Origin of the sequence: Pseudomonas sp. AP19, from assembly GCF_001728855.1 — a bacterium.
Classification (GTDB): domain Bacteria; phylum Pseudomonadota; class Gammaproteobacteria; order Pseudomonadales; family Pseudomonadaceae; genus Aquipseudomonas; species Aquipseudomonas fluorescens.
The window spans coordinates 106,592-122,900 of the sequence record NZ_LXJP01000011.1; the positions used below are offsets into that span (position 1 = coordinate 106,592).

Sequence of the window (16,309 nt, forward strand, 5' to 3'; positions counted from 1 at the left end):
AAGGCCACCACTTTAGCCATCGTCGAGTGTTGCGACTAATATCTTCAAAGCCCTCCACCCATCTCGAAAAGGCATGACGTGTGATCTCCACTCGCCAACTGCGCTACTTCGTCGAAATCGCCGACAGCGGCAGCTTCAGCGCTGCGGCCGAGCGCCTGTTCGTGGCGCAATCAGCCCTGAGCCGACAGATCAAGGAGCTGGAAGCCCAGCTGCAAACCCCCTTGTTCGAACGCACCGCGCGCCACCCTCGGCTGACGGCGGCCGGTGAAGCCTTCTACCCTCGGGCGCGCAACCTGCTGAGCGAGTTGCTCAAAGCCGGTGAAATGGCGACGCAGGTGGGTAAGGGTAAACTTGGCACGTTACGCCTGAGCCATTCGAGTACCGTGCCGATGAGCGGGCCATTGCTGCAAGGCATCAGCACCTGGCTGGCGCGCTGCCCCGGCGTGTCGATGGATATCGTCAAACTGTCCTCTGAAGCACAGCTGGAGGACATTGCCGACGGTCGCCTGGACGTCGGGCTATTGCGCTTGCCGGTGTTGCGCCAGCGCGAAGGTGTGCGTGTGACGCCTTTATATAGCGAACAGCTGTTGCTCGCGGTGCCGCCGGATCACCCGTTGGCGCACCGCGACACGCCGGTGGAATTGGTGCAGCTCAGGGACGAAGCGTTTATCTCTGTCCCTCACCCCCAACGCGGCGGCCTGAGTTATCTGTCAGCCGAATTGTGTATGCGTGCCGGCTTTTTCCCCAAGGCTGCGCGGGTGATGTCGCGCAAGACCACCCAGCTGCAATTGATCCAGGCCGGCTTCGGCATTGCCTTGTTACCAAAATCCATGCAGGCCATCGCCCCCGCCAACGTGCACTTTTTGCCCCTGGCCGACCCGGACTGCCTCAGTACCGTGGCGCTGGCCTGCGCGCAAACGCCGAGCGCGCTGGTCGAGCAATTCTGCCAAACCTTGCACGAATGCCTATAAACTGCCGCCCATGATTAAAGATCCTTTTGCCCGTCTGGGCCTGGACCGCGAAGTCCTGACTGTCAGCCAGCTCAACGGCCGCGCGCGGGTGTTGCTGGAAGACGTGTTCACCAATATCTGGGTCGAAGGCGAGATCTCCAACCTCGCCCGCCCGGCCTCCGGCCACGTGTATTTCACCCTCAAGGACAGCGGCGCCCAGGTGCGTTGCGCGTTGTTTCGCAACAATGCCGCCAGGGTGCGCCAGGCATTGAAGGACGGCCTGGCGGTCAAGGTGCGCGGCAAGGTCTCGCTGTTCGAGGGCCGTGGCGACTACCAGTTGATCCTCGACACCGTGGAGCCTGCCGGCGATGGTGCGCTGCGCCTGGCCTTTGATGCGCTGAAGGAAAAACTCAGTGCCGAAGGCCTGTTCAGCGCCGAACGCAAGGTGCCGTTGCCGGCGCACCCGCGGCGCATCGGCATTATCAGTTCGCCGACCGGCGCGGTAATCCGCGACATCATCAGCGTGTTTGGCCGCAGGGCGCCGAACGTTGAACTGACACTGATCCCTACGGCGGTACAAGGCCGCGAAGCCGTGTCGCAGATTGTGCGCGCCCTCAAGCTGGCCGATGCGCGAGGCTTCGATGCGCTGATCCTGGCCCGTGGCGGTGGTTCGCTGGAAGACCTGTGGTGCTTCAACGAAGAAGCCGTGGCGCGTGCCGTGGATGCCTGCGTGACGCCGATCGTCAGTGCCGTCGGCCATGAGACCGATGTGTCGATCTGCGACTTCGTCGCCGACGTGCGCGCGCCGACCCCTTCCGCTGCCGCCGAATTGCTCGCACCCGACGCCAGCCACCTGGTGCGCCAGGTCGAAAACCTGCACCGCCGGCTGGTGATGCTGATGCGCAATCGCCTGAGCCACGACCGCCTGCGCCTTGAGGGCATGGCTCGGCGCCTGCGCCACCCGGGCGAACGCCTGCGCCAACAGGCCCAGCGCCTCGACGACCTGGACATGCGCATGCGCCGCGCCTTCGAGCGCAGCCTCAATACCCGTCGCGAACGCTTGATCCGCCTGGAAACCCGCCTCGCCGGCCAACACCCCGGCCGCCAGTTGGCCCTGCTGCGCCAACGCCTGGACAGCCTCGCCGAACGCCTGCCCCGCGCCATGCGCGAAGGCCTCAAGGCGCGCCGTCTGCAACTGCAAAGCCAGGTGCAGACGCTGCAAGTGGTCAGCCCGCTGGCGACTCTCGGCCGGGGTTACAGCATCCTGCTCGACGAGCGTGGCCAGGCGATCCGCAACGCCGCGCAAACCCATACCGGCCAGCGCCTGACCGCACGCCTCGGTGAAGGCCAACTGCAGGTGCGAGTGGAAGATAACCACCTGACGCCCGTTACCCTTTCATTACTGGATTGATTGATGCCACGTTTATTGAGCTTGTTGATGCTGTTGTGCCTCACCTTCACCGCCCATGCCGAAAGCTACATCACCCGGCTGCTGAACAAGCCGGTGCCCGGTGGCGTCGCGGTGGTTGACCTGGGCGCCTCGCTTGCGGCCCCGAAAGCCACCTATCAGGGCAAACCGGTATTGGTGGTGAAGGAACAGGACACGTGGCTGGCGATTGTCGGCATTCCATTGACCGTCAAACCGGGCAACGAACGCATCAGCAGTGGCGGCCAAACCTTGCCGTTTGTCGTCGGCTACAAGAAGTACCCCGAACAACGCATCACCCTGAAGAACAAACGCCAAGTCAACCCGAACCCTGCGGACGTCAAACGCATCGAAAGCGAGATCCCTTTACAGCTGGGCGCCTATCGCACGTTCAGCCCCAACACGCCGAGCAACCTGCTGCTGGACAAACCCGTCAATGGCCCACTCTCCAGCAAGTTCGGCGTACGCCGTTTCTTCAATGGAGAAGAGCGCAATCCCCACGCCGGGCTTGACTTCGCAGTGCCCACCGGCACGCCGATCAAGTCACCGGCTGCGGGCAAAGTCATTCTCACCGGCAACTACTTCTTTAATGGCAATACCGTCTTCGTTGATCACGGCCAGGGCTTTATCAGCATGTTCTGCCATTTATCGAAGATCGATGTGAAGACCGGCCAAGCGCTGGCACGGGGTGACGTAGTCGGCAAGGTTGGCTCAACCGGCCGAGCGACCGGGCCTCACCTGCACTGGAACATCAGCCTAAACGAAGCACGGGTCGACCCGGCGATCTTTATCGGCGCGTTCCAGCCCTGATGTAAATAGTGCGCATACCGGCCTCATCGCGGGCAACCCCGGCTCCCACCGAGAATCGCGTTTACCTGTGGGAGCCGGGCTTGCCCGCGATGGCGCCAGGCCTGCCAGCACAATTGCGCACCCGATAGAAACCACGCAATTAAAAGCAACACTCACCTCTAGAATCGCCATAAAATCTCGCCCTATCGCCAGATTAGAGAACTTCTCTCAATTTTTCTCGACTGCTTGCCATCTTTCACCCCGGCGGTTAGGGTTGAGCTTATGAAAACCTCTCACACCCTCATTCAGCTCCGCCAGCACCGCAGCCTGTGCCTCGTCAGCGCACGACTGCCAGGCTGAATCGTTCTGCCTCGTCCCCAGCTTCGCCCCCAATAACAGATTTACGGCAGGCCGCCTTTTCTCGGCCCTTACCACAAAGGATTTTCCGATGAGCATGCTCAAAGACCCGTCTTCGAAGTACCGTGCGTTCCCGACCATCGATATCCCCGACCGCACCTGGCCGTCGAAAACCATCACCGAAGCGCCGATCTGGTGCAGTTCCGACCTGCGTGATGGCAACCAGTCGCTGATCGAGCCGATGGACGCGGTGAAAAAGCTGCGCTTCTGGAAGACGCTGGTCGCCGTTGGCGTGAAGGAAATCGAGGCCTCGTTCCCGGCCGCTTCGCAAACCGACTTCGACTTCGTGCGCACCCTGATCGAAGACAACCACATCCCCGAGGACACCACTATCCAGGTGCTGACCCAGGGCCGTGAAGACTTGATCGCACGCACCTTCGAATCGCTGCGTGGCGCGAAGAAAGCCATCGTGCACTTGTACAACGCGACCTCGCCGTCGTTCCGCCGCATCGTGTTCAACCAGGACAAGGACGGCATCAAGGCCATCGCGGTCAACGCGGCCAAGCTGTTCGTCAAATATGCCGCACAGCAGCCGGAAACCCAGTGGACCTTCGAATACTCCCCGGAAACCTTCAGCGCCACCGAGCTGGAGTTCGCCAAGGAAGTGTGTGACGCGGTGATCGAGGTATGGAACCCGACGCCAGAGCACAAGATGATCCTCAACCTGCCAGCCACGGTTGAATGCGCCACGCCGAACATCTATGCCGACCAGATCGAGTGGTTCGGCCGCCATATCAACCGCCGTGACAGCGTGATCATCAGCCTGCACACCCACAACGACCGTGGCACCGGCGTGGCCGCCACCGAGCTGGGCCTGATGGCCGGCGCCGACCGTGTCGAAGGCTGCCTGTTTGGCAACGGCGAGCGTACCGGCAACGTCGACCTGGTCACCGTGGCCTTGAACATGTACACCCAGGGCCTCGACCCGCAACTGGACTTCTCCGACATCGACGGCGTGCGCAAAGTCGTCGAGGAGTGCAACCAGATCCAGGTACACCCGCGCCACCCGTACGTGGGCGATCTGGTACACACCGCGTTCTCCGGCTCCCACCAGGACGCGATCCGCAAGGGTTTCACCCAACAGAAAGCCGACGCACTGTGGGAAGTACCGTACTTGCCGATCGACCCGGCCGATATCGGTCGCAGCTACGAAGCAGTGATTCGTGTGAACAGCCAGTCCGGCAAAGGCGGCATCGCCTACCTGCTGGAGCAGGAATACGACATCAGCTTGCCGCGCCGCATGCAGATCGAATTCAGCCAAGTGGTACAGGCTGAGACCGATCGCGTCGGCCTGGAAATGACCGCACCACAGATTTACGCCTTGTTGCAGCGTGAATACCTGCAAGCCAACACGCCGTATGCGCTGGTCAGCCATCGCCTGCAGGAAGAGAACGGCAACAGCACGGTGGAAGTGGAAGTCTCGGGCAAAGGCCAGGGCGAAACCAACCTGCGCTGGCACGGCAAGGGCTACGGCACCCTCGAAGCGCTGGTTGCCGCGCTGCCGATCAAGGTCGAGATCATGGACTACAACGAACACGCCATCGGCGCCGGCACCAATGCCAAAGCCGCGGCCTACATCGAACTGCGTGTGAATGGCGAGCGCCCGGTGCACGGCGTGGGGATTGATGAAAACATCACTACAGCCAGCTTTAAAGCGGTGTTCAGCGCCCTGAACCGTTCGTTGAGCCAGTTGGAAGCGAAAGCGGCGTAAGCCTTACCGCTGAACTGCAAAGGCCCCTGAGTGAGAACTCAGGGGCCTTTTTGTTGAACCTTGAAAATGCGCTGGCTGTGAGGGCCTCATCGCGGGCAAGCCCGGCTCGCACATTTGACTGTGTTCACAAATCAAAATGTGGGAGCGGGCTTGCTCGCGAAAGCGGTCTGTCAGACAAACTCAAAAATATCAGCGTCGAGATTCGCCGGAAACTTGGTGCGATACGCCGCCAACTCCGCAGCATTCAGGCACACCTGAAACACCCCGTCCGCCTCCCCTGCGCTCAGCAGCGTCTCACCCTGGAAATCCAGCACCTGACTGTCCCCTGTGTAGGCAAAACCTTTGCCATCGGTACCCACCCGATTCACGGCCGCTACGTAGCACAGGTTCTCGATGGCTCGCGCCGGTAACAGCCGATTCCAATGCTGGCGTCGCGCACCCGGCCAGTTGGCGGTATACAGCAGCAGATCCGTGTCCTGCGCATCTCGACTCCACACCGGGAAACGCAGGTCGTAGCAAATCAGCGGACGAATACGCCAGCCCTTCAACTCAAACAGCACCTGACGCTCGCCCGGCGTGTAATGGTCGTGTTCGCCCGCCATGCGGAACAGGTGGCGCTTGTCGTAATGCAGCACCTCGCCATCCGGCCGCGCCCATAACAGGCGGTTGCGGTGGCTGCCGTCGGCGGCCTGGATGATCACGCTACCCGTGATCACCGCCTTATATTTCGCCGCCTGCGCCTGGAGCCAGTGCTGGGTCGGGCCGTTTTCCCGTTCTGCAAGGGTCTGCGACTCCATTGAGAAACCGGTGGTAAACATCTCCGGCAACACAATCAGATCGGCGCCCTTGGCCTGTTCCAGTAGCAACTCAAAATGTTCAAGGTTGGCCTGACGGTCATGCCATACCAGACTGGTCTGGACCAAGGCGATATTCAGGTCGGGTAATGCACTCAGATCACGCATAGTTTTTCCGCCGCGTGCTGCAGCGTCTCCTCGCGTTTGGCGAAACACAGGCGCACCAGGCGCTGGCCTTCGGGCGGGTGCTGATAAAACACCGACACCGGAATCGTCGCCACGCCGTGCTCGCGGGTCATCCACAGTGACATGGCAACGTCATCCAGGTCCGGGCGAATCTGTGCGTAATCCACCAGTTGGAAGTAGGTGCCGGTAACCCGGGTAAAGCTGAAACGCGACGGCGCCAGCAAGTCGCAGAACAGATCACGCTTGGCCTGGTAAAAAGCCGGCAGCTCTTCGACGTGTTCCGGGTGTTCGGCCATGAAGTCAGCCAAAGCGTACTGCAAAGGCGTCACGCCGCAGAAGTTGACATATTGATGCACCTTGCGCAGTTCAGCGGTAAGTGCTGGAGGCGCAACCACATAACCGGTTTTCCAGCCGGTGACGTGGTAAGTCTTGCCGAAGGAACTGACCACAAACGCCCGCTGATAAAGCTCTGGGTGGGCCAGCACGCTGACATGGTGCAGGCCGTCGAACACCAGGTATTCATAGACTTCATCGCTGACCAGGTAGATATCACGGTCGCGGATCAGTTCAGCCAATTGATCCAGTTCGGCGCGGCTGATCAGCGCACCGGTGGGGTTGTGCGGGGAATTAAGGATGATCATGCGCGTACGCGGCGAGAGCGCAGCCTTGAGCTTCTCAAAGTCCAGGGCGAAGCCTTGCAGGCTCAGTTGCACGTGCACGCAGCGACCACCGGCCAACTCAACCGAGGGCTCATAGCTGTCATAGCTGGGGTCGAACACAATGACCTCATCGCCGCTGCGAATCACCGCCTGAATTGCGCAGAAAATTGCTGCCGTGGCGCCTGGCGTGATGGTCACTTCACTGTCGGGGTTGACCGCGGCGCCATAGCTGCGGGCGATCTTGGCCGCCACTTGCTGACGCAGGGCCGGCAAGCCGGTCATCGGTGAATATTGGTTATGCCCACTGGCAACGTGTTTGCCCACCGCATCAAGCAACGCCTTCGGGCCATTGAAATCAGGAAAGCCCTGGGACAGGTTGAGCGCGCCGGTTTCGGCAGCGAGTTGCGACATGGTGGTGAAAATGGTCGTGCCGACATTCGGCAGCTTGCTGGTGATCATCGGAGGCCCCTGCAGGTGAGCCCCAAGTTTTAAGCTGCCGGCCGCGTGGGGTCAAGGCACAAACCGCCAGGCACAAAAAAGGGCTCCATAGGAGCCCTCTCTTGCAGCGTGCAGCCTACAACGTGAAGCGGCGGTTATTTCTTGTCGCGGCGCTTCTTGTCAGCCTTTTTGTGGTGAGTCATCAAACGACGCTTCTTGTTCACCTGACGGTCAGTCAAGGTGTTCTTGTTGCCCTCGTATGGGTTCTCGCCACCCTTGAACTCGATACGGATCGGCGTACCGACCAGTTTCAAGACACGGCGGTAGGTGTTTTCCAGGTAACGCACATAGGACTTTGGCACCTTCTCGATCTGGTTACCGTGAATCACGATAATCGGCGGGTTGGCACCACCCAAGTGGGCGTAACGCAGTTTGATGCGGCGGTTGTTGACCATCGGCGGTGCGTGCTCGCCGACGGCGTCTTCCAGGATCTGGGTCAGACGGTTGGTCGGCCAGCGGGTAACCGCGGACTTGAACGAGTTCTGTACGGAAGCGTAGAGGTTGCCCACGCCGGTGCCGTGCAGTGCCGAGATAAAGTGGATATCGGCGAACTCAACGAAGAACAGGCGACGCTGCAGCTCGATCTTGACGAAATCGCGCTCGCTCGGCGTCATGCCGTCCCACTTGTTGATTGCGATCACCAGGGCGCGACCGGCTTCCAGGGCAAAGCCCAGCAAGTTGAGGTCGTGGTCCACCACGCCTTCGCGGGCGTCCATCACGAAGATCACCACGTTGGCGTCTTTGATCGCCTGCAGGGTTTTGACCACCGAGAACTTTTCAACTTCCTCGTGGATCTTGCCGCGCTTGCGCACACCGGCGGTGTCGATCAGCGTGTACTTCTCGTCGTTACGCTCGAACGGGATGTAGATACTGTCACGGGTGGTGCCGGGTTGGTCATACACGATGACCCGGTCTTCACCGAGCATGCGGTTAACCAGCGTCGACTTGCCGACGTTCGGGCGACCAATGATGGCGATCTTGATACCGTCTTTTTCGCTCGGGCCAGGAATGCGCTTGGCTTCCTCACCTTCGGCGACGATCTCTGCTTCGCCCTCTTCTTCTTCGTCGTCATCCTTGGGGAAGTCGCGCAAGGCGATTTCCAGCATCTGGGTGATGCCGCGACCGTGCGCACCGGCGACCGGAATCGCGTCGCCCAGGCCCATCGGGCTGAACTCGGCACGGGCAGCCTCAGGATCGATGTTATCGATCTTGTTGGCGACCAAATAGGACCGCTTGTTGCGCTTGCGCAGGTGCTCGCCAATCATCTGGTCGGCAGCGGTGTAGCCCGCACGGGCGTCCACCAGGAACAACACGACATCGGCTTCTTCAATGGCCAGCAGCGACTGCTCGGCCATCTTTTCGTCCATGCCATGCTCGTCACCGGAGATACCACCGGTGTCGACAATAATGTAGGAGCGCCCTTGCCACTTTGCCTCACCGTATTGGCGATCACGGGTCAGACCGGACAAGTCGCCGACAATGGCGTCGCGAGTCCTGGTCAGGCGGTTGAACAAGGTGGACTTGCCGACGTTAGGTCGGCCCACCAGGGCGATTACGGGAACCATGCGGCTCTCCACTTCGTTATTTCAGAAAATACAAAAGCCGCTGCAAGGCAGCGGCTGGTGCTCGGGGCAGCATATTCAAATGCCGCATGCCCCGCCGAAGCGGGGCCGCCTGGGTTTTACCCCAAGCATGGTTCTTTACTTGATGGTCAGGGCTTCCAGCTTGCCGCTGTTGCCAAACACGTAAAGCATGTTACCCACAACCAGCGGACGGGCACGCAGGCCGTCGCTGTCGATACGTTCGCGGCCGACAAAACGACCGTCCACCTGGCTCAGCAGATGCAGGTAACCTTCGAAGTCACCTACCGCTACGTAGCTGGAGAACACTTCCGGTGCCGACAGTTGACGGCGGGCCAGAGAGTCGTTGCTCCACAATGCAGTGGTGGAACGCTCGTCGACACTTTCAACGGTGCCAGACGCCAGGCTTACGTAGACGCTGCCAAACCCTTGGGCGACACCCGCATAGCTGGAAGCATCACGCTGCCAGTTGATGCGGCCGCTTTGCAGGTCCAGCGCCGCAACGCGGCCCTGGTAGGTGGCGACGTAGATGGTTTCGCCCGACAGCAGCAAGCCGCCGTCGATGTCCACCACGCGATCCAGCTCGGAACGACCCTGAGGGATTGCCACACGGGTTTCCCAGGCCGGCACGCCGTTCTGGGTATCCAGGGCGACCACTTTACCGGTCGACAGGCCTGCAATGGCCAGGTTGTTGGTCACAATCGGACCACTGGTGCCGCGCAGGGTCAACACCGCTGGGGTGCTGTCGTACAACCAGCGCTGGTTGCCGGTGGCGGCATCCAGGCCAATCACACGGTCGTCCTGGGTTTGCACCACGACGATATCGCCGTTGGTGGCAGGCGCGGAGAGCACTTCACTGGTCACGCGAGCGCGCCATTTCTCTTCACCCGATGCGGAGTCCAGAGCAACCACGTCGCCCTTGAGCGTACCCACCAGCACCATGCCGTAGCCGACGCCCACACCACCGGAAACCGGCAGCTCGAGGTCTTTCTTCCACTTGACGTCGCCATTCATGCGATCCATGGCAATGATCACGCCGGTGGAGTCAGTGGCCACAATGTTGTCGCCGTCGATTGCCGGCTGCAACAGGTTGTACAGGTCGCCCTGACCATCACCCACGGAGCGGCTCCACTGCTTTTGCAGGACCACTTCTTCCTTGAAGCTGGTCAGCTCGGCAGGAGGCAGTTCTTTTTTACTGTTGCTGCTGCAACCCGCGGCCAGAACGGCCAGAGCCAGCAATGCTGCATGTTTCCAACGGATCACGTCACGCATCCCCTTTGGCCAAGTCGTCCAGCTTGATTTGTAAGCCACCGACCGCCGCTTCATCAGACAGCGCCGCTTTGGCTTTTTGGTACGCAGCATGGGCTTCATCGGTACGACCCAATTGGACCAAAAGGTCGCCCTTGAGCTCTTCGCGAGTGGCCACGAATGCCTTGTCAGCATCGCCGTCGAGCAGTTTGAGTGCTTCGTCAGCCTTGTTCTGTGCCGCCAATACCTGAGCCAGGCGCTGACGTGCGATTTCACCCAGGGTCGGGTTCGTCGGCTTGTCGGCGATGGCCTTCAGCTCAGTGGCTGCGTCGTCCAGCTTGCCGGTGTCGACCGCGACTTTCGCGACGAACAGGCTGCCGTACTGGGCGTAAGTGCTACCGCCGAACTCGCTTTTCAGCTTGCCGGCCAGGTCCGCCACTTGGGCAGGATCGGGCTTGCCGTTCGGCGTCAGGGTGGTTTCCAGCAATTGCTGATAGAGGACCGAGGCGCCTTGGGACTGGTTGGCCTGATACTTGTGCCAGGCTTGCCAGCCGAACACCACCACTAAAGCCAGCAGGCCGCCAGTAACCAGAGGCTTGCCGTTACGCTGCCACCAGTCCTTGAACTCGGCCATCTGCTCATCATCAGTACTCGACACCCCAATACTCCTTAATCGCTAAATTCGGCTGTTCGACAGCTTCAACCCTGCACGACGCAGGTGGCCAAGTGCGCGGCGAGCGCATCAAAGGCAATGTTCTGTTGCTCGCCCTGACCACGCAGGGGTTTGAAACCTATCACTTGCTGGGCCAGTTCGTCATCGCCCAGGATCAGTGCATACAGCGCACCGCTCTTGTCGGCCTTCTTGAACTGGCTCTTGAAGCTGCCGGCGCCGGCATTGATCTGCAGGCGCAGGTTCGGCAACTGGTCACGCACTTTTTCGCTCAGGGCCAGGGCTGCCAGTTCGGCGGCCTCGCCAAAGGCGCAGAGGTACACGTCCACCTGACGGGAGATTTCTTCCGGGACCTGCTCCAGGGTTTCCAGCAGCAGGATCAGCCGCTCGATACCCATCGCAAAACCCACGCCGGTGGTCGGCTTGCCGCCCATTTGCTCGACCAGGCCGTCGTAGCGACCACCGGCACATACGGTGCCTTGGGCGCCAAGCTTGTCGGTGACCCACTCGAATACGGTCTTGCTGTAGTAATCGAGGCCACGAACCAGTTTAGGGTTGATCACGTAGGGAATACCGGCTGCATCCAGGCGAGCCTTGAGGCCCTCGAAGTGCACGCGGGATTCGTCGTCCAGGTAGTCGGCCATTTTCGGCGCGTCGACCAGTACGGCCTGGGTCTCGGCGTTCTTGGTATCAAGGACGCGCAACGGGTTGGTTTTCAGACGGCGCTGGCTGTCTTCATCCAATTTGTCCAAGTGAGCAGACAGGTACTCGACCAGGGCGACGCGATAGCGACCCCGGGATTCGCTGGTGCCCAGGCTGTTGAGTTCAAGCTTGACCGCGTCGCGGATGCCGAGCAGGCCCCACAGGCGCCAGGTCAGCACGATCAGCTCGGCGTCGATGTCCGGACCATCGAGGTTGAACACCTCGAGGCCGATCTGGTGGAACTGGCGATAACGGCCTTTCTGCGGGCGCTCGTGGCGGAACATCGGGCCGATGTACCACAACTTCTGCGGCTGGCCACCACCGGTGAGGCCATGCTCGAGCACGGCACGCACGCAAGCGGCGGTACCTTCCGGACGCAAGGTCAGGGAGTCGCCGTTACGGTCTTCAAAGGTGTACATCTCTTTTTCGACGATGTCGGTCACTTCACCGATGGAGCGCTTGAACAGCTCGGTGAATTCGACGATCGGCATGCGGATCTGCTTGTAACCGTAGTTATCCAGCAGGCGCGCGACCGTGTTCTCGAAGTAGCGCCACAGTGGCGTCTGCTCCGGCAGGATGTCGTTCATGCCACGAATGGCTTGCAGAGACTTGCTCACATCTAATCCTTAAATTCGTTCTTAGCCGCGCGCGATCAGCGCTGCGTCAGCCGCGACCTTCTCGGCCGCTTTCTGGCGGATCAGCTTTTCCAGCTCATCCACCAGATTGTCATTCGTTAACTTCTGTGACGGCTTGCCGTCGATGTAAATCAGGTTCGGGGTGCCGCCGGTCAGGCCTACATGCGCCTCTTTGGCTTCACCCGGGCCGTTGACCACACACCCGATCACCGCAACATCGAGCGGAACCAGCAGGTCTTCGAGGCGCATCTCCAGGTCGTTCATGGTTTTCACCACGTCGAAGTTCTGCCGCGAGCAACTCGGGCAGGCAATGAAGTTGATGCCACGGGAACGCAAACGCAGGGATTTGAGAATGTCGTAGCCGACTTTCACTTCCTCTACGGGGTCTGCCGCCAGGGAGATGCGGATAGTATCGCCAATCCCTTCGGCGAGCAGCATACCGAGACCCACCGCAGATTTCACTGTGCCTGAGCGCAAACCACCCGCTTCAGTGATACCCAGGTGCAGCGGCTGCACGATTTCCTTGGCCAGCAGGCGGTAGGCTTCTACCGCCATGAACACGTCGGAGGCCTTTACGCTGACCTTGAAGTCCTGGAAATTCAGGCGTTCAAGGTGTTCAACGTGGCGCAGCGCCGATTCAACCAGCGCCGCCGGGGTCGGCTCGCCGTATTTTTTTTGCAGGTCTTTTTCCAGGGAACCGGCGTTGACGCCGATACGGATCGGAATCCCGCGGTCACGCGCCGCATCCACCACCGCGCGCACACGGTCTTCGCGACCGATGTTGCCCGGGTTGATGCGCAGGCAGTCGACGCCCAGTTCGGCCACGCGCAATGCGATCTTGTAGTCGAAGTGAATGTCGGCAACCAGCGGCACCTTGACCAGTTGCTTGATGCGACCAAATGCTTCGGCAGCGTCCATGTCCGGTACGGAAACCCGCACGATGTCGACACCGGCCGCTTCCAGACGGTTGATCTGGGCGACGGTGGCGGCGACATCATTGGTGTCGCTGTTGGTCATGCTCTGCACCGCGATAGGGGCATCGCCACCCACCGGCACCGAGCCGACCCAGATCTTGCGCGATACGCGACGTTTGATTGGAGATTCGCCGTGCATGACTATTGTCCCAACTTGAGGCGAGCGGTCTCGCCACTGGTGAACGGCGCCACGTCCACAGGCTGGCCGTTGTAGGCCACTTGCGCGCCACGGGCATAACCCAGACGCAGCGTCAACGGAGGCTTGCCGCCTTGGTCAAGCGTATCTCCCTTACGCTTCAAACCGCTAAACAGCACTTTGCCATTGCCATCGGTGACTTGCGTCCAGCAGTCAGCGATGAAGGTAATCTGGATATGCCCATCGCCGGCCGCCAAGACCGGCGTGGTAGGTGGCGAGACTGCCGGCGCTGCCGGTGCAACCGGTGCAACGGCTGCTGGAGCCTGTGCCGGCGCGGCTGGCGCATGTGCCTGGGCCACCGGGGCCGCCGCAGTGGCAGGCACCGTCGGAGCGGGCACGACGGCAGTCGCAGCAGGTGCCGTGGTGGCTTCCGGTGCAGGTTGCTCGGCGGTGGCCGGCGCTTCTGGCGCGGCCTGCCCTTGAGCAACAGCCTGGTCTTCCGGCTCATCCAGCGGATGAATCTGGGTGGTGCCGTCGGCGCTTTCGACTTCGACGTGCTCCAGGGCGTTGCTGGTCAGGTCCTTGGTGCGCTGGGAGGCTTGGTCCTGCCACCAGACGAAGCCGCCGCCGATCACCGCGATCAACAGCAAGAGGCTGACAATACGCAAAATCGTGTGGGAAACCCGCACCGGCTCTTCGATGCGACCGAGGCCATGCACATTGCTGCCCTGGGAGTCGGTGCCGGTGAATTGATCGAACGCTTGAACCAGTACGGTTTGGTCAATGCCCAACAACTTGGCATAGGCGCGGATATAGCCGCGGGCAAAGGTATGCCCAGGCAGCTTGTCGAACGCGCCGGCTTCCAGGTTGCCCAGGGACGTGGCGGTCAAATTGAGCTTGAGGGCCACTTCTGCCAGCGACCAACCATTGCTTTCGCGGGCCTGACGCAAGGTTTCGCCTGGGTTTACGCGATTAGCTGCTACAACTTCCGGGTGCGCCGCTTTCATCATTGCTCCGACAGGTATTGCTGATATTCCGGCGTACCGGGATAGAGTCGTTCGAGTTGCTGGCCAAAACGTGCGGCCGTGTCGCGTTCTTCATGAACCGTCGCCAGGCGCACACCGAGCAATAGACTACGTGCATTTTGCCCGCTGAGCAGGCTAAAACGCTCGTAATAGTCACGTGCCGGCACATAATGCCTGTCTTCGTAAGACAACTCAGCCATTTCGAGCAACGCGCGTGGCTGACGACCGTTCAGGTGCAGGGCTTTTTCCAGCTGCCGCCGGGCGCTATCGCGCTGGCCAAGACGCACCGAGGTCACCCCAAGGTTCTCGAAGACGCGCGAGCGCTCAGGATAGAGAGTATCGGCGCTGGCTTGTTGGAAATAACGGGCGGCCTGGTCATAACGTTGCTGCTCGAACAGAAAGCTGCCGTAATTGTTCAGCAGCCGAGGGTCGGCAGGACGCGCGGCCAAGGCCTTGTGGAAATACTGATCGGCCAGTTCGGGCTCGGCCTGAGCCTGGAATACCAAGGCCAGTGCGGCATTCGCGTCGGCATCGGCGCTGTCCAGCGCCAAAGCCTTTTTCAACGGCACCTTGGCCTGCTCGCTCATGCCTTGGCGCAGATACCCCAAGCCCAATTGCACATAGGCAACTCGCGCTTCATCACGGCCTTTATCGGTTTGCAAAGGGCTGTCATGGCCCGATGAAACACAACCGGCCACGAGGCCGGTAAAAAGTAAAAGCAGCGCAAGGCGCAAGGGCATAGAGATCCTCTCTCAGATTCGATTCACAGCGATTTGCGGCAAATCTTCGGCGGCGTTAAGTTCGCGCACGGCGATATAACGTTCGCTGCGACGGGTGCGATCCAGCACCTGCCCGACCAATTGGCCACAGGCGGCGTCAATGTCTTCACCACGCGTGGTGCGGACGGTGACGTTGTAGCCGGCCTGGTGCAGTTGATCCTGGAAACGGCGGATGGCGTTGTTGCTCGGCCGTTCGTAACCAGAATGTGGAAACGGGTTAAACGGAATCAGGTTGATCTTGCACGGGGTGTTCTTGAGCAGCTCGATCATCTCGACCGCGTGCTCGACCTTGTCGTTGATGTCCTTGAGCATGGTGTACTCAATGGTCAACACACGCTTTTCGCCCAAGGTCGCCATGTAACGCTGGCAAGATTCGAGCAGCATCTTAAGCGGATACTTCTTGTTGATCGGCACCAATTGGTTACGCAATGCGTCATTCGGTGCGTGCAACGACAACGCCAGGGAGACGTCGATGTGCTTGGCCAGCTCATCGATCATCGGCACCACGCCGGAGGTCGACAGGGTTACACGGCGCTTGGAGATGCCGTAACCCAGGTCGTCCATCATCAAATGCATGGCGGCAACGACGTTATCGAAGTTCAGCAGCGGCTCACCCATGCCCATCATCACCACGTTGGTGATGGCACGGTCGACGGTCGCCGGGACGCTGCCAAAGGATTTGTTGGCAATCCACACCTGGCCGATGACTTCGGCGGCAGTGAGGTTGCTATTGAAGCCTTGCTTGCCGGTGGAGCAGAAACTGCAGTCCAGGGCACAGCCTGCCTGGGACGAAACGCACAAAGTACCGCGCTTGCCCTGGGGAATGTACACGGTCTCGACGCAGCTGCCGGACGCCACGCGCACCACCCACTTACGGGTGCCGTCGCTGGAGATGTCCTCGCTGACAACTTCGGGACCACGGACCTCAGCAATGGCCTTGAGCTTGTCGCGCAGGGCCTTGCTGACGTTCGTCATGGCGTCGAAATCGTCGACGCCAAAGTGGTGAATCCACTTCATTACCTGACCGGCACGGAAACGCTTCTCCCCGATTGAGTCGAAGAATTTTTCCATTTCCTGTTGAGTCAGACCCAGCAGGTTGGTTTTAACAGTCGATGTCGTCATGGATTCAC

Annotated in this window: 14 protein-coding genes; 4 read left to right on the forward strand and 10 right to left on the reverse strand. The window is 60.5% G+C overall.

What is annotated here, in order from left to right; all coding sequences use genetic code 11:
• The first annotated feature begins 80 nt into the window (after positions 1–80).
• The 4 genes from A7D21_RS10955 to leuA all read left to right on the forward strand — a co-directional run bounded on the left by A7D21_RS10955 (position 81) and on the right by leuA (position 5,293).
• A complete protein-coding gene (locus A7D21_RS10955) occupies positions 81–971 on the forward strand; it encodes a LysR family transcriptional regulator (protein ID WP_069551701.1) in 891 nt (296 codons plus the stop codon).
• A 10-nt stretch (positions 972–981) separates the two neighbouring features.
• Positions 982–2,361: an exodeoxyribonuclease VII large subunit gene (gene xseA / locus A7D21_RS10960; protein ID WP_069551702.1), complete on the forward strand. Its 1,380-nt coding sequence runs from the start codon at positions 982–984 to the stop codon at positions 2,359–2,361.
• 3 nt (positions 2,362–2,364) lie between these two features.
• Positions 2,365–3,186, forward strand: a complete 822-nt coding sequence (locus A7D21_RS10965; RefSeq protein WP_069551703.1) for a peptidoglycan DD-metalloendopeptidase family protein — start codon at positions 2,365–2,367, stop codon at positions 3,184–3,186.
• A 427-nt stretch (positions 3,187–3,613) separates the two neighbouring features.
• Positions 3,614–5,293 (forward strand): 2-isopropylmalate synthase, encoded by a 1,680-nt coding sequence (gene leuA / locus A7D21_RS10975; RefSeq protein WP_053257867.1) that lies wholly within the window; start codon positions 3,614–3,616, stop codon positions 5,291–5,293.
• Between the two features lie 170 nt (positions 5,294–5,463).
• Here the strand turns inward: leuA and A7D21_RS10980 are convergent, their stop codons facing one another.
• From A7D21_RS10980 to rlmN, 10 genes are all read right to left on the reverse strand, one after another.
• Complete coding sequence (locus tag A7D21_RS10980; protein ID WP_053257868.1) at positions 5,464–6,255, reverse strand: amidohydrolase; 792 nt, start codon at positions 6,253–6,255, stop codon at positions 5,464–5,466.
• Positions 6,243–7,391: a pyridoxal phosphate-dependent aminotransferase gene (locus tag A7D21_RS10985; RefSeq protein ID WP_069551704.1), complete on the reverse strand. Its 1,149-nt coding sequence runs from the start codon at positions 7,389–7,391 to the stop codon at positions 6,243–6,245. Before A7D21_RS10985 ends, A7D21_RS10980 begins: the two co-directional genes overlap by 13 nt.
• A gap of 134 nt (positions 7,392–7,525) precedes the next feature.
• Positions 7,526–8,995: a ribosome biogenesis GTPase Der gene (der, locus tag A7D21_RS10990; RefSeq protein ID WP_053257870.1), complete on the reverse strand. Its 1,470-nt coding sequence runs from the start codon at positions 8,993–8,995 to the stop codon at positions 7,526–7,528.
• A gap of 135 nt (positions 8,996–9,130) precedes the next feature.
• Complete coding sequence (bamB, locus tag A7D21_RS10995; RefSeq protein WP_053257871.1) at positions 9,131–10,282, reverse strand: outer membrane protein assembly factor BamB; 1,152 nt, start codon at positions 10,280–10,282, stop codon at positions 9,131–9,133.
• Positions 10,275–10,892 (reverse strand): tetratricopeptide repeat protein, encoded by a 618-nt coding sequence (locus A7D21_RS11000; RefSeq protein ID WP_171902606.1) that lies wholly within the window; start codon positions 10,890–10,892, stop codon positions 10,275–10,277. The genes bamB and A7D21_RS11000 overlap by 8 nt, the downstream gene beginning before the upstream one ends.
• A gap of 65 nt (positions 10,893–10,957) precedes the next feature.
• Positions 10,958–12,247 carry a histidine--tRNA ligase gene (hisS, locus tag A7D21_RS11005; protein WP_053257873.1) on the reverse strand — a complete coding sequence of 430 codons (1,290 nt, stop codon included), beginning with the start codon at positions 12,245–12,247 and terminating at the stop codon, positions 10,958–10,960.
• 21 nt (positions 12,248–12,268) lie between these two features.
• Entirely contained in the window at positions 12,269–13,378 is a 1,110-nt protein-coding gene (gene ispG / locus A7D21_RS11010) for a flavodoxin-dependent (E)-4-hydroxy-3-methylbut-2-enyl-diphosphate synthase (protein ID WP_053257874.1), read from the reverse strand.
• 2 nt (positions 13,379–13,380) lie between these two features.
• Positions 13,381–14,382, reverse strand: a complete 1,002-nt coding sequence (locus tag A7D21_RS11015; protein WP_069551705.1) for a RodZ family helix-turn-helix domain-containing protein — start codon at positions 14,380–14,382, stop codon at positions 13,381–13,383.
• A complete protein-coding gene (pilW, locus tag A7D21_RS11020; RefSeq protein WP_053257876.1) occupies positions 14,382–15,140 on the reverse strand; it encodes a type IV pilus biogenesis/stability protein PilW in 759 nt (252 codons plus the stop codon). Before pilW ends, A7D21_RS11015 begins: the two co-directional genes overlap by 1 nt.
• A 12-nt stretch (positions 15,141–15,152) precedes the next feature.
• Positions 15,153–16,301 (reverse strand): 23S rRNA (adenine(2503)-C(2))-methyltransferase RlmN, encoded by a 1,149-nt coding sequence (gene rlmN, locus A7D21_RS11025; protein WP_053257877.1) that lies wholly within the window; start codon positions 16,299–16,301, stop codon positions 15,153–15,155.
• Positions 16,302–16,309 lie beyond the last annotated feature (8 nt).